The 19,961-nt window shown below is 64.9% G+C and carries 15 protein-coding genes; 11 read left to right on the forward strand and 4 right to left on the reverse strand.

Annotation, left to right across the window (positions count from 1 at the left end):
• Window positions 1-94: 94 nt before the first annotated feature.
• Window positions 95-565: a DUF6328 family protein gene (locus tag ACREE8_RS16120; RefSeq protein ID WP_431574033.1), complete on the forward strand. Its 471-nt coding sequence runs from the start codon at window positions 95-97 to the stop codon at window positions 563-565.
• A 6-nt stretch (window positions 566-571) separates the two neighbouring features.
• Here the strand turns inward: ACREE8_RS16120 and ACREE8_RS16125 are convergent, their stop codons facing one another.
• Window positions 572-835 (reverse strand): hypothetical protein, encoded by a 264-nt coding sequence (locus ACREE8_RS16125; RefSeq protein WP_431574034.1) that lies wholly within the window; start codon window positions 833-835, stop codon window positions 572-574.
• A gap of 218 nt (window positions 836-1,053) precedes the next feature.
• Here ACREE8_RS16125 and ACREE8_RS16130 point away from each other — a divergent pair, with 218 nt between their 5' ends.
• Window positions 1,054-2,394: an NAD(P)/FAD-dependent oxidoreductase gene (locus ACREE8_RS16130; RefSeq protein WP_431574035.1), complete on the forward strand. Its 1,341-nt coding sequence runs from the start codon at window positions 1,054-1,056 to the stop codon at window positions 2,392-2,394.
• A gap of 59 nt (window positions 2,395-2,453) precedes the next feature.
• Here the strand turns inward: ACREE8_RS16130 and ACREE8_RS16135 are convergent, their stop codons facing one another.
• The gene (locus ACREE8_RS16135; protein WP_431574036.1) at window positions 2,454-3,509 is read right to left on the reverse strand and encodes a GlxA family transcriptional regulator; all 1,056 of its coding nucleotides are present in this window, start codon (window positions 3,507-3,509) and stop codon (window positions 2,454-2,456) included.
• Between the two features lie 104 nt (window positions 3,510-3,613).
• On the opposite strand from ACREE8_RS16135, the gene ACREE8_RS16140 reads away from it, so the two are divergent.
• Entirely contained in the window at window positions 3,614-5,158 is a 1,545-nt protein-coding gene (locus ACREE8_RS16140) for a trimethylamine methyltransferase family protein (RefSeq protein ID WP_431574037.1), read from the forward strand.
• A gap of 61 nt (window positions 5,159-5,219) precedes the next feature.
• On the opposite strand, the gene ACREE8_RS16145 is transcribed toward ACREE8_RS16140, so the two are convergent.
• On the reverse strand, window positions 5,220-5,999 hold the full coding sequence (locus tag ACREE8_RS16145) for a nitrilase-related carbon-nitrogen hydrolase (protein ID WP_431574038.1): 780 nt from the start codon (window positions 5,997-5,999) through the stop codon (window positions 5,220-5,222).
• A gap of 169 nt (window positions 6,000-6,168) precedes the next feature.
• On the opposite strand from ACREE8_RS16145, the gene ACREE8_RS16150 reads away from it, so the two are divergent.
• The 8 genes from ACREE8_RS16150 (at window position 6,169) to ACREE8_RS16185 (ending at window position 18,057) form a co-directional block, all read left to right on the forward strand.
• Entirely contained in the window at window positions 6,169-7,560 is a 1,392-nt protein-coding gene (locus ACREE8_RS16150; RefSeq protein WP_431574039.1) for an MmgE/PrpD family protein, read from the forward strand.
• Window positions 7,547-9,625, forward strand: a complete 2,079-nt coding sequence (locus ACREE8_RS16155) for a CocE/NonD family hydrolase (protein ID WP_431574040.1) — start codon at window positions 7,547-7,549, stop codon at window positions 9,623-9,625. Before ACREE8_RS16150 ends, ACREE8_RS16155 begins: the two co-directional genes overlap by 14 nt.
• Window positions 9,626-9,668: 43 nt before the next feature.
• On the forward strand, window positions 9,669-10,559 hold the full coding sequence (locus ACREE8_RS16160) for a glycine betaine ABC transporter substrate-binding protein (RefSeq protein WP_431574041.1): 891 nt from the start codon (window positions 9,669-9,671) through the stop codon (window positions 10,557-10,559).
• Between the two features lie 62 nt (window positions 10,560-10,621).
• Window positions 10,622-11,257 carry an ABC transporter permease gene (locus ACREE8_RS16165; protein WP_431574042.1) on the forward strand — a complete coding sequence of 212 codons (636 nt, stop codon included), beginning with the start codon at window positions 10,622-10,624 and terminating at the stop codon, window positions 11,255-11,257.
• Window positions 11,254-11,883 (forward strand): ABC transporter permease, encoded by a 630-nt coding sequence (locus ACREE8_RS16170; protein ID WP_431574043.1) that lies wholly within the window; start codon window positions 11,254-11,256, stop codon window positions 11,881-11,883. Before ACREE8_RS16165 ends, ACREE8_RS16170 begins: the two co-directional genes overlap by 4 nt.
• 11 nt (window positions 11,884-11,894) lie before the next feature.
• Window positions 11,895-12,842, forward strand: a complete 948-nt coding sequence (locus ACREE8_RS16175) for an ABC transporter ATP-binding protein (RefSeq protein ID WP_431574044.1) — start codon at window positions 11,895-11,897, stop codon at window positions 12,840-12,842.
• 320 nt (window positions 12,843-13,162) lie between these two features.
• Window positions 13,163-15,613, forward strand: coding sequence for a tetratricopeptide repeat protein (locus tag ACREE8_RS16180; RefSeq protein ID WP_431574045.1), 2,451 nt, complete (start codon window positions 13,163-13,165; stop codon window positions 15,611-15,613).
• 56 nt (window positions 15,614-15,669) lie between these two features.
• Window positions 15,670-18,057: a tetratricopeptide repeat protein gene (locus ACREE8_RS16185; RefSeq protein WP_431574046.1), complete on the forward strand. Its 2,388-nt coding sequence runs from the start codon at window positions 15,670-15,672 to the stop codon at window positions 18,055-18,057.
• A 26-nt stretch (window positions 18,058-18,083) separates the two neighbouring features.
• On the opposite strand, the gene ACREE8_RS16190 is transcribed toward ACREE8_RS16185, so the two are convergent.
• Window positions 18,084-19,790 carry a DUF6065 family protein gene (locus ACREE8_RS16190; protein WP_431574047.1) on the reverse strand — a complete coding sequence of 569 codons (1,707 nt, stop codon included), beginning with the start codon at window positions 19,788-19,790 and terminating at the stop codon, window positions 18,084-18,086.
• Between the last annotated feature and the right edge of the window lie 171 nt (window positions 19,791-19,961).

A 19,961-nucleotide genomic window follows, 5' to 3' on the forward strand; every position in this document is an offset into this window, starting at 1 on the left:
GGGATGGTCGCCCCCATTCATTTGGATTGATGTTGGGTTCGCAAAGCGGCCGTCCGATTGCCGGACGAGACCTGCAGGGAAAAACGCCCACCGTATGGAACAGACGCCGAGTGAAGATCCGGTCGAAGCCGGTCGCCTGGACCGTGCCGCGTCCTTCGTGCTCGAAGAAGCCCGCATCGTTCTTCCCGGCATCCAGGCGCTGTTCGGTTTTCAGCTGATCGCGATCTTCAACGCCGGTTTCGGACGGTTATCGCCCTTCGATCAGAACCTGCATCTGGCGGCGCTGGTGATGACGCCGGCCGCTTATCATCGGCGCTCCAAGCGGGAGCATGTTTCCGGCTATTTCATCGATTCCACATCGTTCCTGCTCAGCTGGGCTCTGCTGGTTCTCATGCTCGGCACGGCCATGGACGCCTATGTGGTGGCCCATCTCGTGGTGGCCCATCTCGTGGTGGACAGCCGCTGGGGGAGTGCCGTGATCGCGCTGGCGCTCTTCCTGGTCTATCTCGGCCTCTGGTTCGTCTATCCGTGGCTCGCCCACCGCCCGCGTCGGAACCGGACTTGAGCTCGATCAGCCTTCTTTCTTCTTGACCGTGGTCACGGTGGCCGGCGTGCCGGTTTCGGCCGGATTGGCGCCGCTCTTGGCGGCATAAGGTTCCTTCAGCGGCACATGCCGCAGCGGGTCCTTCCCGTCATGTTCGAGGCCGCCCTGACGCAGGTCGGACTTCGCCGGCTCGGGGTTCTCCCGGCCGGTGGCCGGTGTCGGATTCCGACGGGTGGGCGTGCGGTTCCAGGGGGTGCGGAGCGTGCCGCGGGTACGGAGTTTGGCTGTCATGGCGTTTCTCCTTATTTTCCTTTAGGGATAACGCCTTGGCTGGCCAGCCGTTCCTTGAATGAAAAGCCGGCCCGAAGGCGGGCAGGGGTGGCGTTCCGCTCCGGAATTGTCGGTTCTTCGCCATCCAATGTCGGGCCAGCGCGCATGGCCCGGCGCCATTCCCCCGACAGTGGGCGCCGTTCCGTCGTCGCCGACGACCATCCCAACCGAGGATCTCGATGGCCCTCCCTTCGCATGTGAAATACGTGATCATTGGTGCCGGCATTCATGGCCTCAGCACCGCCTGGCATCTAGGCGAGAATCTGCGCAAGTCCGGCCGCGGCAGCGGCAAGGACATCCTGGTGATCGACAAGACCGGGATCGCGGCCGGGGCCTCCGGCATCGCCTGCGGCGTGATCCGGAACAATTACTTCCAGCCGGCGATGCGCCGCCTGATGGCGCACAGCGTCTCGGTCTGGGAGAGCGATCCCAAGGCCTTCAGCTATCACCCGGTCGGCTATATGCAGATCAGCCCCGAGGTCATGCACAAGGACGTTGCCTCGATCGCCAAGCAGCAGAAAGAGATCGGGTATGACTCGGTTTTCATCGAGGGCGAGAAGGACTCGATGAAATACATGAAAGGCCTGTTCGATGATTGGCAGGCCGCCGGCATCACCTCGGTGCTGCATGAGAAGAAGGGCGGCTACGCCAACAACACCGCCGCGATCTACGGCCTGGCGAAGAAGGCTGAAGCCGAGGATGTGCGCCTTGCCACCGGCGTGAAGGTCACCGGCTTCAAGAAAGACGCCAAGGGCGCGGTCAAGACCGTCATCACCGATCGCGGCAATATCGATTGCGACATGGTGATCGTGGGCGCCGGTCCCTGGGTCAAGCAGATCTGGGACATGCTGGAATTGCCCGCCCAGATCTCGATCAAGGGCCGCGACGGCAAGATGCATGACAATCTGCCGATGTGGATCTTCTGGTCGCTGCAGGAAGGCACGCTCGGCGTCGATCCCAAGCTGCAAAAGACCAATGACGGCAAGATGCCGCCGGTGATCCATGTCGATACCGACGCGCCGCTTCATTCGGACGTCGACGGCTCGCTCATCACCGACAAGCTCTGGGGCATCTATTACAAGCCCGACTTCAATTTCGGCGGCGTGCAGGGCGGCGCCATGCCCTTCAAGGTGAAAGCCGATCCGGCCACGGTGAAGATCGACCCCTACGGCCCGGAATCGCCCGACTTCGTGGTCGGCGACGATTTCGCCCATATGTGGTGTTCGGCGCTCGCCTTCTGCCAGAAGCGCTTCGAAGGCCAGATCAAGGTCTATAAGAAGGAACCCTCGGGCGGCATCGGCAGCTTCACCGCCGACAGCTTCCCTGTCTTCGACAGCTTCTGCCAGAACGTCTATGTGATCGCGGACTCCAACCACGGCTACAAGATGATCGGGGTGGGCAAGCTGGTCGCCGACGACATCTGCGGCAATCACAGCGACCTGCTGGATCCCTTCCGCTTCTCGCGCTTCGCCGAAGGCAAGCTGCATCCGGTGTCCCACAGCCCCTTCCCCTGGAGCTGATCGACCTCGGACCCCCTAATCTGTGAGCAAGGCCGGGCGCCGTGGGTGCCCGGCCTTTTTCATGGCTTCTTTCGGCGCGCCGCGGAGGGCTTGCGCGGCGCGGGGGCGACATTCGCCAGCTTGGTCAGAAACGGCACCACGGCCGGTGCCCGATCGGCGCTCGGCACGACCTTGAAATGCGACCGGTAGGCGCGGGCGAAATGCGAGGCCGAGGTGAAGCCGCAGGCGACGCCGATTTCGAGGACCGACAGCGTGCTGTGGCGCAACAGCTTGCGCGCCTTTTCCAGCCGCAGCCTGATGTAATGCTGGGTCGGCGTGCAGCCGAGATAGTGCCTGAAAAGCCGCTCGAGTTGGCGCGTCGAGACCCCGACCCGCTTGGCGATCTTCGGCGACCGCTGTGGCGATTCCACGGCCTCTTCCATGATCTCGATGGCCTTGACGAGAGCGGGTTGCGCCACGCCGAGGCGGTTGCGCAACGTCATGCGTTGCGCGTCGCGCGGCTGGCGCATGGTGCCGTAGATGAACTGGTCGGATACCATGCCGGCGAACTCGTCGCCCTGACGCTGGCGGATGAATTGCAGCATGACATCCATGGCAGCGGTGCCGCCGGCGCAGGTGAAGACATTGCCGTCGATGACGAAGAGCTCGTTGCTGGCATCGAGATTCGGAAAGACCTCGCGAAAGGCCTCGAGATAATCCCAGTGGACCGTACAGCGCCGGCCATCGAGGATTCCGGCGGCGGCAAGGATGAAGCTCGCCGTGCTGACGCTGCCGACCATCACATTGCGTCGCATCAACTGGCGCAGGAAGGTCGTCAGCCTGGGGTGGCGATAGCTGTCGCTGCTCATCCCGCCGCACACCACCATCATATGGAGATCGGCGCTCGGGAGCTTGGGGAGTGGTTCGGTTTGCACCTCCAGCCCGCCGCCGGATGCGACCATGCCGCCATCGGGAGACATATGGCTCCAGCGATAGAGCACATCGCCCTGAATCAGGTTGGCCCCGCGAAGCGGTTCCACGATCGACGCGAAAGCCATGAGAGAGAATCCGGGCGTCAGCACCACGCCCACATGAAAGGGCTCGGTCTTGGCCGCGGCAGCAATTCTCTTGTCCATCGTGGAATAGCCCAAAAACGATCAGCGCAGGTCGAAATCAGGCTAGTCTAGCGCGGCCCACGGATGGGACAAAGGTCGGGTTCCGACAATCGAGGAATTAGCCGATGGAGACCTCGCGCTCCGCCCGCCGCGTGCGCCGGCCCCGGGAAGCCTCCCAGTTGGGCTCGGTGTTGCTGGGGCAACCGCCGCTGCGCAACAGCTTCAAACCGATCGAGCCGCTGAGCCAGGATCAGCTCATGGCGGTCCATGAGGCTTCGCTGAAGCTGCTCGAGGAGACCGGCATCGAGTTCATGGGGCCGGCGGCCCGCCGAATGTTCCTCAAGGCCGGAGCCGCCGTGGATGAGGCGACCGGGCTGGTGCGCATTCCCCGGGAGCTGATCGCCGAAGGGCTCAAGACCGCGCCCTCGAGCTTCATCCTCACGCCCCGCAATCCGGCACGGAAGCTCCATATCGGCGAGAATCACGTCTCGTTCGGCCTGGTGGCGGGGCCGCCCAACATCCATGACTGCGTCGGGGGCCGGCGTTCGGGCAATCACGGCGACTATGTCTCGCTGATCAAGCTCGCCCAGAGCTTCGACATCATCCATTTCATCGGCAACCAGCCGACCGCGCCGGTCGAGTTGCCGGCGCGCACGCGCCATCTCGACTGCTACCTCGCCAATGTCACTTATTCGGATCGGGTCTATCACTGCACCGCGATCGGCCGGAACCGGGCCCTTGACGGCATCGACATCATGGCGATTTCGCGGGGGCTGAGCCGCGAGCAGATGGCGAAGGACCCGGGCGTGCTCACGATCATCTCGGTCAATTCGCCGCGCCGCTTCGACGAGGCGATGAGCGACGGACTCATGACCATGTCGGAGTTCGGCCAGGCGGTGGTGGTGACGCCGTTCACGCTGATGGGCGCCATGACGCCGGTCACGCTCGCCGCCGCCCTGGTGCAGCAGAACGCCGAAGCGCTGGCTGGCATTCTGCTGACGCAGCTCACGCGGCCGGGAGCGCCGGTGGTCTATGGCGCCTTCACGTCGAATGTCGATATGCGCAGCGGCGCGCCGGCTTTCGGCACGCCCGAGAACGCGCGCGCCACGCTGGCGGCCGGCCAATTGGCGCGCCTCTACAATCTGCCCTACCGGGCCAGCAACTCGAGCGCCAGCAACGTGGTGGATGCGCAGGCCGCCTACGAATCCGAGATGTCGATCTGGTCTGCCGTCATGGGCCACGCCAATCTGGTCTATCACGGCGCCGGTTGGATGGAAGGGGGCCTCACCGCTTCGTTCGAGAAGATCGTCCTGGACGTCGAAATGCTGCAGATGATGGCCGAGACCATCAAGCCCATCGACGTCAACCCGACCGAGATCGCCGAAGGTCTCGCGGCGATCGCGGGCGTGCCGACCGGCGGGCATTTCTTCGGCGCCGACCACACCCTGGCGCGCTACGAGACGGCCTTCTACAAGCCGCTCTTGTCCAATTGGCAGAACTACGAGAATTGGGAGATCGCTGGCGGATTGGACGCGACACGTCGCGCCACGCTGATCTGGCAGAAGGCGCTCGAGATCTATGAGCGTCCGCCGCTCGACCCGGCGATCGAAGAGGCGCTCGCCGCATTCGTCGCGCGGCGCAAGGAAGAGCTCAAGAACCTCGACCATTGATGGCTGAGCCCGGCTTCGCGCCTCGGGACGCAAGCGGGCCGGTGCGGCGACCGAGCGAGCGTCAGGCGTGGTAGAGATCGAGGCGCCGGTCCTCGGCGAACTGGTGATCGCGCCGGAAATCGCGGTAACGGCCGAAATCGATCTCGGCGATCATAAGCTCCTCGCCCCGGCCGCAGCCCGCCAGGATTTCCCCATCGGGCGCCGCGGCGCAGCTCTCGCCCGCATAAGCCAGGCCATGCTCCGTGCCGGCGCGATCGCAGAAGAGAACGAACAGCCGGTTTTCATAGGCGCGCGCCGGAATCAACCGCCGCGGCACCACGGGATAGGGGGCTGTGGTGGCGCTGAGCGCAATAATCGCATCGGCTCCGTTCATCGCGTATTGGCGGGCCAGCTCCGGAAAGTCGATGTCGTAGCAGATCATCACGCCGAACCGCGCGCCCGCGAACTCGAACAGGGTGGTTTCCGCGCCGGCTCGAAATTGCCTGCGCTCGAAGTCTCCCCAGAGATGGGTCTTGCGGTAATTGGCGACGGGCTTGCCGGCCCGGTCGAGCATGAGCGCCGAGTTATAGACGCCCTCCGATCCAAGTTCCGGATATCCATAGATGATGGCCAACCCGGCATTGGTCGCGATTGCACCTGCGGCGGCCGCGGAGGGACCATCGCGCCGCTCCGCCAGTCCCTGAACCTGATCGCCGATGTTGTAGCCGCTGAGAAACAGCTCGGGCAGCAGCAACAGCTTCGCACCCTCCGCGGCTGCTTCGTGGGCGAGCCGGCTCATCAGCTGGAGGTTGGACGGCACATCGCCCGGTGCCCCCACGGTCTGGCCGAGCGCGATCTTCATGTTTGACCTCTAGGACAGGGTTCCAGCACCGGTTTATGGCCCGGTACCGCGGCGGTCAAGTTTGGCGCAACACGCATAGATTCAGTCGATCTAGGGCGATGTCGGCCCAAGCCGGGGTTCGTAAGCTCCGGTGCTCCCTGGCTTGTACCATCCGAAGAAAGTCCCTGGCATGGATGCGACGCGGCTTCATTCCTTTCTCTCCCAGACCCGCTATGACGACCTGCCGCCCGAAGTCCGGCGCATGGCCGAGCGCTGCCTGATCGATCTTTCCGGCACCGCCGCTGCGGGACTCGCAACCCCGCTCTCGACCATGATCCGCAATCATGCTGTGCGCGCCTTCGGGGCGGGTGAGGGGGCTCCCCGCGCGCGATTGCTGCTCGACGGCCGTACGGCCAGCCCGTTGGGTGCCGCCATGGCCGGCGGCATGACCATCGACAGTTTCGATGCCCATGACGGGCATGTCTTGACCAAGGGCCATGCCGGTGTCGCCATCCTGCCGGCCCTGCTGGCGCTGGCCGATGCGGCCGGCAAGTCGATCTCGGGGCCGGAGTTCCTCACAGCCCTGGTCATCGGCTATGAGGTCGCGATCCGAGCCGGCATCGCGCAGCATGCGACCTGTCCCGACTATCATACCTCGGGGGCCTGGAACTCCCTGGGCGTGGTGGCTGTCGCCGCTCGCCTCTGGGGGCTCGACGCCGAACGGACGCGCCAGGCGCTGGGCATCGCCGAGTATCACGGCCCGCGCAGCCAGATGATGCGCTGCATCGATTTCCCGACCATGGTGAAGGACGGGTCCGGCTGGGGCGCCATGTGCGGATTGAGCGCCGCCTATCTGGCCGTCGACGGCTTCACCGGCGCACCGGCCCTGGTCATCGAGAGCGAGGCGGTGAAGCCGCTCTGGGCCGATCTCGGCCAATGCTGGCGCATCCTCGAATTGTACTTCAAACCCCATCCGGTTTGCCGCTGGGCCCAGCCCGCGGTCGAGGCCGCGCTGAACTTGCGGCGCGCTCATAAGGTCGATCCGGCGGCGATCGAGGCGATCGAGATCGAGACCTTTCATGAGGCCGTCCGGCTCGACCAGCACCACCCTGCAACGACCGAGGAGGCGCAATACAGCCTGCCGTTCCCGGTCGCGGCGGCCTTGGTGCGCGGTCGATTGGCGCCAACCGATATTTCCGGCGAAGCCCTCGGCGACCCGGCCATTCTGGCAATGAGCGACCGGATTCGATTGCTCGAGGCGGACGATCTGAATGCGCGCTTCCCCGCGGAGCGCTTTGCGCGCGTCCGGTTCCGGCTCAAGGGCGGCCAGACCGTGAGCGGCGACACGACGCCCGCGCGCGGCGACGCCGAGAATCCGCTCTCCGACGATGAGATCCTGGCCAAGTTCCATGAGCTTGCCGACGAACCGCTGGGGGCCGAGGGCGCGCGGAGAATTCAGGAAGCCGTTGCCCTATTGGCCCGGCAGGCCACCGCGCGCGCTTTGGTCGAGGCGCTGTTGACGGCACCGCACGTCGCGGGGGCTTCATCGGGTCGAAAGCAGGACGGCATTGTCGCCGCATAGCGCCAGGAACACTGCCGGTATCCGCGTCGAAGAAACGGTCTGGATCGAGCTTGCGGATGGCTGCCGATTGGCGGCGCGGCTCTGGCTGCCCGAGGCGACCGTCGGGCCGGCGCCTGCGATCCTGGAGTATCTGCCCTATCGCCGCCGCGACCGGCATCGCGGCGATGACGCGATCCTCCATCCCGCATTCGCGGCGGCGGGCTATGCGTCCCTTCGTGTCGATATGCGAGGCGCCGGCGATTCCGACGGCGTCATGACCGACGAATACACGCCCCGGGAATGGGCCGATGCGGTTCAAGTCATCGAATGGATCGCGCGCCAGCCCTGGTGCAGCGGTGCCGTCGGCATGATCGGGCTGTCCTGGAGCGGGTTCAATTCCCTGCAGATCGCAGCCCTGGCGCCGCCGGCCTTGAAGGCGGTCGTCACCACCTGCGCTTCCGACGATCGCTATGCCGACGACATGCATTACATGGGCGGCTGCCTGCTGAGCGACAATCTGCAATATGGCGCGACCCTGTTCACCTGGCTGGCGACGCCGCCGGATCCCGCCATCGTCGGGCCGCGCTGGCGCGACATGTGGCGGGAGCGATTGGCGGTGGTCGAGCCACCGGCGGTGCGCTGGATGCGCCATAGCAACCGCGACGCCTATTGGCGGACCGGCTCGGTCTGCGAGGACTATGGCGCCATCGAGGCCGCGGTGCTGGCGGTGGGCGGCTGGGCCGATGGCTACACCAACGCCGTGCTCCGGCTGCTGAGCGGTCTTTCCGGCCCGCGTAAAGGCCTGATCGGACCCTGGGCTCATTCTTTCCCGCATGTGGCGACGCCGGGGCCTCGGATCGATTTCATCAATTATGTGATCCGCTGGTGGGATCACTGGCTCAAGGGCCGCGACACCGGGATCATGAATGAGCCGATGTTGACGGCGTGGCTGCAGCAGGCCGAACCGCCGCAGTCCCGTTATGACACCCGAAAGGGACGCTGGATCGCGGAAGCCGTCTGGCCGAGCCCCAATATCGTTCCCCTTCGTCTCGATCTCGGTCCTTCGGCGCTCGGTGCGTCATCGCCCGCCTTCGCGCAGGCGATCCAATCGCCCGCAACCATCGGGATCGCTTCCGGCGAATGGTGCCCCTACGGCTGGGGGCCTGACATGCCGACCGATCAGCGCGAGGAAGATGCGGGCTCGCTCTGCTTCGACAGCACGGTCTTCGACGCACCACTGCAGTTGCTGGGCGGTACGCGTCTTTCGGTCGAACTTTCCAGCGACAGCCCTGAAGCCATGGTGGCGGCAAGGCTGGTCGATCTGGCGCCCGACGGGACGGCGTCGCGGATCACCTATGGGCTTCTGAACCTGCAGCATCATGCCGGTCATGAAAGAGCCAAAGCCTTGATCCCCGGCCAGCACTATCGCGTCGAGATCAAGCTCAAGGATGTGGCCTATGAGCTGCCCAAGGGCCATCGGCTTCGGATCGCGCTTTCGACCTCTTACTGGCCTCTTGCCATGCCCTCGCCGCGGGCCGCAACGGTGACAGTCCATGGGGGAAGCCTGTCATTGCCGCGGCGCGAGCCGCAAGGCGACGGGACCCAGCCGCCGGATCTCGGGCAGGCCTGGAGTCCGCCGCCCTTGGAGGCCAAGATTCTGGTGGCACCGGAACGCGGGCGCGTTCGTGTCGAGAGAAATGCCGAGGAGGGGAGCGCCACGGTGGATGTGGTGCGCAATCTGGGCGCCCTCCATATCGCCGAGATCGATCTCGAGCTGACGGCGGTCGGTTCGGAGCGCTACTCGATCCTGGCTGGCGACCCGGCGCAGGCGAGATCGGAAGCGCAACGGCGCGCCGCGTTCAAGCGCGGCGATTGGCAGGCCTCGATCGTCACGCAATCCGTTCTGACGTCGAGCGGCGACAATTGGCGTCTGGTCGCCACGCTCTCGGCGTTCGAGGGCGACGCGCAGATCTTTGCGCGGCACTGGGACCTCGAAATTCCAAGATCCTCGGCGCCTCGGGCGCAGGAGACGGAGGCGCCAAGGGTAAAGCCCGGGCGTGTCCGGGCATCAACACCAAACACATAAATCAATCAACGGGAGGATAAAAATGGGCAATTCATGGAAGGCAATGACGCGTCGGAGCCTGCTCGGTGGGATCGGGACTGCCGCGACGTTAGCGGCTCTGGGGTCACGCGTTCGCGCTGCCAATGCCGTCAAGGTTGGCTGGACCACGGACACCGAGCAATCGATTCTGGGCAACATCACGGCTTTGATTCTGGAGAAGAAGCTGGGGATTCCCGTCGAGCGGATCGGCAATCTCGGTGGTACCGGCATCGCGCATCAGGCGATCATCGACGGGGCGATCGATATCTATCCGGACTATACCGGCGATGCCCTGGCCAACGTTCTCAAGAAGGACGTGATCACCGACCCGCAGAAGGCATGGGAAGCGGTCCGCGATGGTTATGCCGAGAAATACAAGATCACCTGGTTGAAGCCCACGCCTTTCAACAACACCTACGCCCTGGCGCTCAAGGAGCCCAAGGCCCAGGAACTCAATATCACCACGATCTCCGGGCTGGCGCCGCAGGCGCCGAAATGGAAGCTCGGCTGCTCGGTCGAGTTCGCCGGCCGGCCGATCGACGGCTATCCGGGCATGGCCAAGCATTACGGCTTCGAATTCGGGTCCGTGAAGCCGATGGATGTCGGTCTCATGTACACGGCCGTCGATAGCGGCGAGGTCGATGTGATCGTGGCATTCGCGACCGACGCCCGCATCGGCAAGGTCGGATTGCGCGTGCTGGCCGACGACAAGTTGTTCTTCCCGTCCTACAACGCGGCCATCACCGTGCGCGACGAAGTGCTCAAGGCGCATGCCGGAATGGCGGAGGCGATCGAGGCCGTCACGAGTACCCTGCAGACCCCCGTCCAGATCAAGCTGAATGGGCGTGCGGACATCGATGGTCTTCCGCCGGAAACTGTGGCGGAGGAGTATCTGAAGCAGCTAAAAGTCATCTGAGCTCCCTGATCCCGCGCCGGGCGGCCGTCAGGCGGCTGTCAGGCGCGGGGCTTTTTCAGCTCATGACTCTCTTTGCTTATCTGGCGGCCAATTGGCCGCGAGTCCTCGACCTGACGCTGCATCATATCGAGCTGTCGCTCTATGCCGTGGCGTTTGCGTTGGCCGTTGGCGTGCCGTTGGGCATCCTCTGCTATGTCGTGCGGCCGATCGCTGCGGTCGTGCTGAATGCCGTCAGCATCATCTATACGATCCCGACTCTCGCCATGTTCGGCCTCATGCTTCCTCTGATCGGAATCGGCTTTCTCCCGGCCATCGTCGCCGTGGTGCTCTATTCGTTGCTGCCGATCGTGCAGAACACCTATACGGGCCTGCGCGCCGTCGCTCCGGAAATCCGCGAGGCCGCCAAGGGCGTCGGCATGAGCGCGGGCGCCCGGCTGTGGCGGGTGGAGCTCCCGCTGGCGCTGCCGATCATCTCGGCCGGCATCAGGGTCGCGGTGGTCAATGCCGTCGGCATGATGACGCTTGCATCGTTGATCGGCGCCGGAGGATTGGGCGACCTGATCTTCCGCGGGATATCCACGCTGTCATGGGCGCTGGTCCTGGCCGGCAGCGTGCCTGTGCTGGCGCTGGCAGCCCTCGCGGACCTGGGTCTGAAGGCATTGGAGCGCCGCCTGGCTGCATGGCAGGGCGTTGCATGACCCTGCTCGATTTTCTCCACTTCCAGGGCGACCTGGTGGCGAGGCTGGCGTGGCAGCATCTCCTCCTGTTCGCCCTCTCGCTCACGGGCGCCACGATCATCGGGGTCGGGCTTGGCATCGCCGTGGCCCGAACGCGCTGGGTCGCCTCTGTCGTGGTGCCCGCGGTCAATCTGCTGCAGGCTTGTCCCGAGGTCGTGTTGCTGGCGGTCTCCATCCCCTTACTGGGGATCGGATTCGAGGGCGCTTTGATCCCGCTCTTCATCAAGGGTGTGCTGCCGATCCTGCGCAATACCGCAAGCGGGCTTGCCGGGGTCGACGCACGTACCGTCGAGGCGGCGACAGGAATCGGGTTGACACCGCTCCAGGTCCTGTTTCGTATCGAATTGCCATCGGCGCTTCCCGTCATCATCTCCGGCATTCGCGTATCGGCCGTGATGCTGGTCTCCGTCTTGACCTTGACGGCCTATATCGGCGTCGAAAGCCTGGGGACATTGATTGTTCAAGGTATCGCCCGGATGGATCCCACGCCCCTGATCGTGGGGTCGCTGTTGACGGCGCTGCTTGCGGTCACGGTCAATTATCTCCTGATCGGGGCCGAGCGCGCCGCCGCCAACCGTTTGAACTGAGGACAGGCGTCATGGCTCAAGCCATCGAGTTTCGGCATGTCAGCAAGAGGTTCGACAATGGCGGCCTCGCTGTCGACGATCTCTCTTTCGTGGTGGAAGCCGGTACCATCATGGCGCTGGTGGGGCCTTCGGGTTGCGGCAAGACCACGAGCCTCAAGATGATCAACCGGTTGATCGACCCGACCGGCGGGGAGATTCTGGTGGGTGGCCGTTCGATCGTCTCGACCGGCTTGCTCGAGCTCCGCCGTTCGCTGGGCTATGTGATTCAGTATGTCGGCCTGTTTCCGCATATGACGGTGGCCGAAAATATCGGCGTGGTACCGCAACTTCTGGGCTGGCCGAAAGCCAGGATCCAGGCGCGGATCGATGAGTTGCTCGATCTTGTCGGTCTTGCCCCGCAGGAATTTCGCAGTCGCCGTCCGCGCGCCTTGAGCGGCGGGCAACAGCAACGGGTCGGCGTTGCGCGGGCGTTGGCATCGGATCCGCCTGTACTGCTGATGGACGAACCTTTCGGCGCCCTCGATCCGATTACCCGCGATCGGTTGCAAGACGAACTGATCCAGATTCAACGCAAGCTGCGCAAGACCATCGTGATCGTCACCCATGACATGGATGAGGCGGTCCGGCTTGCCGATCGCATCGCGGTATTGCGGGCCGGCAAACTGGTTCAGATCGGGAGCCCCGCCGAGGTCTTGGCGGCACCGGTCGATGATTTCGTCGCCGATCTCCTGGGCCGCGATCGACTACTGAAGCTGCTGCGCACCACGCCTGTCACGAAGGTCATGATCCCGGGCGGCGATCTCGCCATGGCACGGGTATCCGAACAGGGGTCGCTCGAGGAGGCGTTGCTGGCGATGCTTGCAAGCGGTCGATGCGACGCCGCGGTCCACGGCAGCGGCGGCGGGATCATGGGTTGCGTGACAGCGGCGGATATCGTGAGATCGGCAGCTCGCCGATAGGCTGCCGCTGGCCTTGGCTTTTGCCGCGAATACTCCGTTCATGGGGCGAATGAGCAATGGAACCGCCCGCAGGTTTGTCGGTTAAGTTACGTCTTATACTTTTTATACTTTCGTCGGACATGGAGTGGGCGGTCGGAGGCCGTTGCCTTCGGTGATCGACAACGCCGAGCGCGTGTCTTCCTAACAAATGTAAAGATGAATTTCCCGTCAGCGTGATTGACGGCGTCACGGGTCCCGCGCCACGCTGAAGACGGCCCGGATCGCGCGTTCCCAACGAGCGCGTGCGGTGCTGTTACTGACTCGCGCTCAATGGCCGCATCATGGTCGAGCATAGCCAATCGGCCGGGCCCGCCGGCGTCGCCTCGCCGCTGGGAGCATCGATAGCCGGCAAGCTGCCGGAAGGCTTCGCTGTTGCCTCGAACCATCTTTTCGCCGGCCGGATGAAACAGGCGGAGGCCGCCTGCCTGGAGCTGGTCAAGGCCTATCCGAACAGCTCGAAGGCGTTCCAGATGTTCGGCGACGTGCTGCAGCGGACCGGTCGTGCCGAGGCCGCGATCGTGCCCTTCCAGAGGGCGCTTGAGCTCACGCCCAACTTCGCCGATGCGCAGCTGGGCCTGGGCAACGCGCTCTACCAGCTCGCCCGGTATGACGCGGCAACCGCCGCTTTCCGGCGCGCCTTGGCGCTGCGGTCCGGATTCGTCGAGGCATCGCACAATCTGGCCAGCAGCCTCCGTGCCCAGGGAAAGCTCGCGGAGGCAATCCTTCAGTTCGAGAAGACGCGCGAGCTCAAGCCCGATTGGGCGGTGGTGCATTGCAATCTCGGTCATGCGCTTCAGGCCGCCGGCAAGCATGAACAGGCGGCGCAATCCTTCCAGCGGGCGCTGGAGTTGAAGCCCGAGCTCATGGAGGCGCTCAACAATCTGGGGCTGGTGCTGGTCGATCTGGGCAAGCCCGAGGAGGCGGAAGCCTGCTATCGCCGCGCGATCACGATGAAGCCCGCCTATGTGGTGCCCTACAACAACCTGGCCAATCTGCTTGCTGCGCAAGGACGGCGGAAGGAGGCGGTGGCCTATTACGAGCGGGCGCTGCGGATCGAACCGAGCATGCCCGAGATCCACAACAATCTGGGCAATGCCGTCAAGGATCTGGGGCAACTGGATCGCGCCGAGGCCTGTTATCGGCGCTCGATCGAGCTGCGGCCGAACTTCGCGGCCGCCCACAACAATCTCGGTAGCGTTCTGCAGAGCAAGGGAAAGCTCGAGGCGGCCCGGGCGGCCTACCGAAAGGCGCTTTCCATCGAGCCGCAATTCGCCGAGGCCTACAACAATCTCGGCAATACCGTTCGCGACATGGGGCGGCTGCAGGAGGCCGAAGACGCCTACCGCCAGGCGCTCGCCCTGAAACCCGAGAGCTACCAGGCGCTCAACAATCTGGCGACCGTGCTCAAGGATTGCGGCCAGCTCACGGAGGCCATTGCCGTCTTGCGGAAGGCGATGGCGATCCGCCCGGACTTCGAGACGGCCCATCACAATCTCCTGATGGCGATGCAGTACGATCCGGAGACCAGCCCCGCAGAGCTGCTGGCGGAGCATCGCGAGTTCGACCGGCGGTTCGCGTCGCCCTTGATGCCCGCGATCCTGCGGCACCGCAATCAGCCGGACCCCGAACGCCGGCTGCGGGTCGGCTATGTCTCCGGCGATTTCGCGCGCCACCCCGTCGGGCATTTTCTGATGCCGCTGCTGCCGGCTCATGACCGCTCGCAGGTCGAGATCTTCGCCTATTCGGATCGGCTCGGCGAGGATGAGATGACCCGGCAATTGCGGGACGCCTGCGATCAGTGGCGCAAGGTCGTGGATCTGACCGATATCGAGCTCACCGAGCGCATCAGGACCGACGCCATCGATATCCTCGTCGATCTGTCCGGCCACACCGCCGACAACAGGCTTCTGGTGTTCGCGCGCAAGCCGGCGCCGGTCCAGGCCAGCTGGGCCGGTTATGTGGGAACCACGGGCCTCTCCGCCATCGACTACCTCATTTCCGACGAACGCGAGACGCCTTCCGGCTGCGAGAACGAGTCCGTGGAGACCGTCATCCGGCTCCCTCACGGCTATGTTTGCTACGCGCCCCCGACCTACGCGCCCGAGGTCGGCCCCTTGCCGGCCCAGGAGCCGGGTCGCGTGACCTTCGGCTGCTTCAACAACCTCGCGAAACTGAACAGCGCGGTCATCGCGCTGTGGGCAAGAGTTCTGTCCGTGCTGCCGGAGGCGAAGCTGGTGCTGAAGACGCACCAGCTCGATGATGGCCGGCTCAGAAGCCGTGTCACCGGGCAGTTTGCGGCGGCGGGCGTGGCTTCGGGCCGTGTGAGCCTGCTGGGCAAGTCGCCCCATCAGGGGCTCCTGCGGGAATATAACCATGTCGACATCGCCCTCGATCCCTTTCCCTATTCGGGCGGCCTGACGACGCTGGAAAGCCTGTGGATGGGCGTGCCGGTGGTGACCAAACAGGGCGACCGCTTCGCCGCCCGCCACACCGCCTCCCATCTGACCGGGGTCGGGCTGGCGGAGCTGATCGGGAGCGACGCCGATGGCTATGTGGAGCTGGCACATAGCCTGGCCATGGATTTGCCGCGGCTGGCGGAACTGCGTCGCGGCTTGCGCGCGCGCATGGCCGCATCGCCGGTCTGCGACGGCAATGAATTTGCACGCGATCTCGAGGCCGCCTATCGCGGCATCTGGCGCCGCTGGTGCGAACGGCAGGGCGCCTCGCGATGAGGGAGCACGAACTCATCAGGACCGAGTTCGACCCCTCCCGAAATGAAGCGGCAGTATTGATCATTGGGGCCGGCGACCGGCTCGACGAGATCTCCCGCCTGATGCAGGCCGGCAATCTGGTGCAGGCCGAAGCGCTTGCGCGGGAGCTGCTGGCGCTGGACCCCGACCAATCGGAGGCCCTCTGCCTTCTGGCCGACATCCATCTGCAGAGCGGCCGGTTCGAGGCGGCGACCGGCTTCTTTCGGCGGGGGATCGAGCGGCGTCCCGGCAACGCCGCCGCCCATGTCGGTCTCGGCAATGCGCGATTCCAGCTGAAGGAATTCGCCGCGGCCGAGATCTGCTACCGCCATGCGCTGGCCCTCAAGCCGGAGATGGTGGAAGCCGCGCATAATTTGGCGAGCAGCCTGCATGCGCTTGGCCGGTCGGCCGAAGCTGTCCTGCAGTTCGAGGCGACCATCGCCCTCAATCCCGCCTGGCCGGTCACCCATGCCAGCCTTGGAAAACTCCACCAGGCGCTCGGAAGGAACCGGGACGCCGTGGGCTGTTTCAGCCGCGCCCTCGAGCTCCAGCCCGATGCCGCCGATGTTCTGGCCAATCTGGGCGCCGCCCTCAAATCGGAAGGGAGTGAGGCAGAGGCTGAGAGCTGCCTCCGGCGCGCCATCGCGCTGCAGCCCCGCTTCGTCGACCCCTATAACAGCCTCGGCAGCCTGCTTCAGGGTCAGGGCCGCCGGGAGGAAGCGATCGCGCTGTTCGAGCGGGGGATCGCGATCGATCCGACACGCCCGGAGCTGCACAACAACCTGGGCAATGCCTTGAAGGAAAGAGGCGATCTCGACGGCGCCGTCGGCCGCTATCACCGCGCATTGGAGCTTCGCCCGGATTTCGCGCAAGCGCATAGCAATCTCGGCAATGCGCTGCAGAGCCTCGGCCAGTTCGAGGCCGCCTGCGCTTCATACCGCCGGGCCCTCGAGATCGATCCGCGTTTCGACGTGGCCTGGAGCAATCTCGGCAATGCCGCGCGCGAGCTGGGCCAGCTCGAGGAGGCGGAAGCGGCCTACCGGCGGGCGTTGTCCTTGAATGCGGGCAATGTCGAGGCGCTCAATAATCTGGCGAGCGTGCTGAAGGATGGCTGCCGGTTCGACGAAGCGCTGGCCTGCCTGCGCCGGGCGCTCGCGCTCAAGCCGGACTTCGAGACGGCCTGCCACAATCTTCTGATGATCATGCAATACGATCCGACGCTCTCGCCCGGCCAGCTTCTCCACGAGCATCGCGAGTTCGACCGATGCTTCGCCGCCGGCCTGGCGCCCGCGTTCCTGCGTCAGCGCAATCTCCCGGAACCCGACCGACGGTTGCGGGTCGGCTATGTGTCGGGCGATCTCGCGCGTCACCCGGTGGGATTTTTCCTCACACCCGTCTTGTCGGCGCACGATCGCGACGAGGTCGAGATCTTCGCCTATTCCGATCGGATCGCCGAAGACGAGATGACCCGCACACTTCGCCAGGCTTGCGACAGCTGGCGGCAGATCGTCGATCTGGACGACGCATCCTTCGCCTCGCGCATCGTTGCCGACGGCATCGATATCCTGGTCGATCTCTCCGGCCATACGCCGAGAAACCGGCTGCTCGCTTTCGCCCGCAAGCCGGCGCCGGTGCAGGCGACCTGGGCGGGCTATGTCGGCACGACCGGCATGGCCGCCATGGGCTATCTGATCGCCGACGGGCGGCAGATGCCGGAGGGTGCCGAGAGCGAGGCTGTCGAGAGTATCGTTCGGCTCCCCAACGCCTATGTCTGCTATCAGGCGCCGGCCTATGCGCCGGAGGTGAGCGGGTTGCCGGCGCTCCAGTCCGGGCGGGTGACCTTCGGCTGTTTCAACAACCTCTCCAAGGTCAACGAGACGGTTATCGCCCTGTGGGCTCGCCTTCTGAAGCGCCTGCCACAGGCGCAGCTGGTGCTCAAAACCATGCAGCTCGACGATGCTGCGCTGCGGCAACGCTATACCGGGCTCTTTGCCGCCCAGGGGATCGATCCGGCGCGCGTCAGCCTGCGGGGACGCTCACGCCATGGTGGGCTGCTGGCGGAATATGGCCAGATCGACATCGCGCTCGATCCGTTTCCCTATTCCGGCGGGCTGACGACGTTGGAGAGCCTGTGGATGGGCGTGCCGGTGGTGACCAAACAGGGCGATCGCTTCGCCGGCCGTCACTCGACCTCGCATTTGACTGCCATCGGGCTGCCGGAACTGGTCGCGGCAGACGCAGAAGGGTATCTCGATATCGCCTGCGACCTGGCATCCGACCTCGATCGCCTGGCAGCACTCCGCCGCACGCTGAGGCCGCGCATGGCGGCTTCGCCTTCGTGCGATGGGCGCGGATTTACCCGGGATCTGGAGGCGGCCTATCGGCGCCTTTGGCGCCACTGGTGCGAGGAACAGGCCGCCGAATAGACGCCGCGCAAGTGCCGGCTGCCGCTCTAGGAGGCTGCCGGCTCGAGGACAGGTCGGCTCGATAGCGCGTCGTCGAGGTCCAGCAGATCGCCCCAATGACGGCCGGAGGCAATGTGGGCCTCCAGTGCCGGCAGCCATCCCGCTTCCCTCCAGTTCGCCTGCGTGGCCTCCGGCAGCGCCGCCAGCCGTGCCGGATCGATCACGCGCAGCCCCTCCATGCAGCTCCGCGCAGCAATCCGCGCCGGTGCGGCATTGCGCAGCGGCATCAGCATCTTGTCGGGTGGCATCAAGGCCATGAAACGATCCGTCTGTTCGAAGGCATTCCCGACCCGCGAGCAGAGATCGAGCCTTGCGCGGCAGAGTGCCGTCATCTCACCGCCCTCGAACAGCTTGGCGGGAGCCGCGGCGGAGAGCTGCTTGGCGGTGTCGTCGATACCGAGGATGAGGACGTTCGGATCCTCTTTGCTGAGGATGGTGATGAAGGGGTAGCGGCGGACGGCGACCGGGATATAGGCGCCCTCGCGCCATTGACCCGCCGCATCCACATGGAGATTGATGCCCGGCATGGCGCCCAGAACGCCAAGCGGCCGCGGTGGATTGGTGGCGGTGAAGACGATCGGGTAGTGCCGCGCGGCCTCGATCATTTCGCCCGCCACAAGGGGGACGAGGTGGGTGGAGGCGGCGAAGCCGAAGTCGCCGTCGCGCAAGCCCAGTTTCGCGTGCTTCACGCGCGACAGCGCCACGACCTTGCGAAAGAACAACGGCAGTTCCTGGGGCTTGAGCGCCTCGGGGTCGGGTTTCGCCGGCGTGCGACGATCCTTGAATTCCGCGAGGCGCAGCTTGCCCTGGTGGTCCGGGGCGCCGGGCCGATCCCGCATCGTCATGCCGCGGTAATAGCGCTTCTGCCAGCGCTCGCGCTGCTCGGAAGATCCCGTGACATTGAGCCGGTCCGAGAAGCGGGTGCGCTCCTGGGACCATGCCTCCAGATCGGCCTTCAAGGCCGGGTCGTCGGCGACGTCGTAGATCTCCGGCTCGATCCGATCGAGAACGCCACGCTGGACCGGAAAGACGAAGCAGAACGGCTCTCCCTCGTCGAACGAAATCCAGTGGTTCGGCCGGGTGAACATCCAGTTCATGGTGAAGGAATAAGGCGCCCAGTCGGTCTCGATCACGCCGCTCAAGGGCGCGATACCGTCCTTCGGCCGGTTGACGGGCCCGGTGGCGAAGAGATTCCAGCCCGGGTCGGTGCGAAAGATCCCATTGACGTGAAAGGTCAAAACCCCGTGACCGAAGACGCTGGTCGGCTGCAGGGCCGGCTCTCCCGGACATCGGATGTCGATGCCGCCGAGTTCCGCACGCCCGTTCCAGCGGGCGCTGAAGGCGGCGGGCGAAAGCAGCTCCCAGCCATGTGCATTGGCGATATTGAGGGGCAGGCAGCGATAGGCGAAAGCCTGGGAAGACTCATCCATCCATTGGCGCGTCGGCGATGCCGGTTGCGGCGCGGCGGCGGCAGGCCGGGTCGCATAAAAGGACAACTTCATTGCATCGCCCCCGAAACACCCACGCCCAAGGAAAATCCGAACGCATTGAACGCTAATTTCGGCAAACGCGGAAGAGGCGGGAGCATGGCGTCGTCGCTGCCGCGTCAAAAACGGCAGGTGGGCAGTGCAGCAAAATCGGGAACCGCGAGCGGCGCGGAATGAAATCCTGTCTTCGGCAGCCTCGCGCGACACAATCCGCTGCGGTCCATGACAAAGCCTTCACTATCGCTTGGCATCGGGTGATCTCGGTATGTGGCTGTTAGGCGACAGGGGAATGAATTTACCAAATACTAACATTGTTTAAGGCCGCGCCCCGCACGCCGGAGCAAAGTCCTCGAACTTGCTAGTTGGTACACAACCGAG

The organism is Hypericibacter sp. (assembly GCF_050729195.1).
Taxonomy (GTDB): Bacteria; Pseudomonadota; Alphaproteobacteria; order Dongiales; family Dongiaceae; genus Hypericibacter.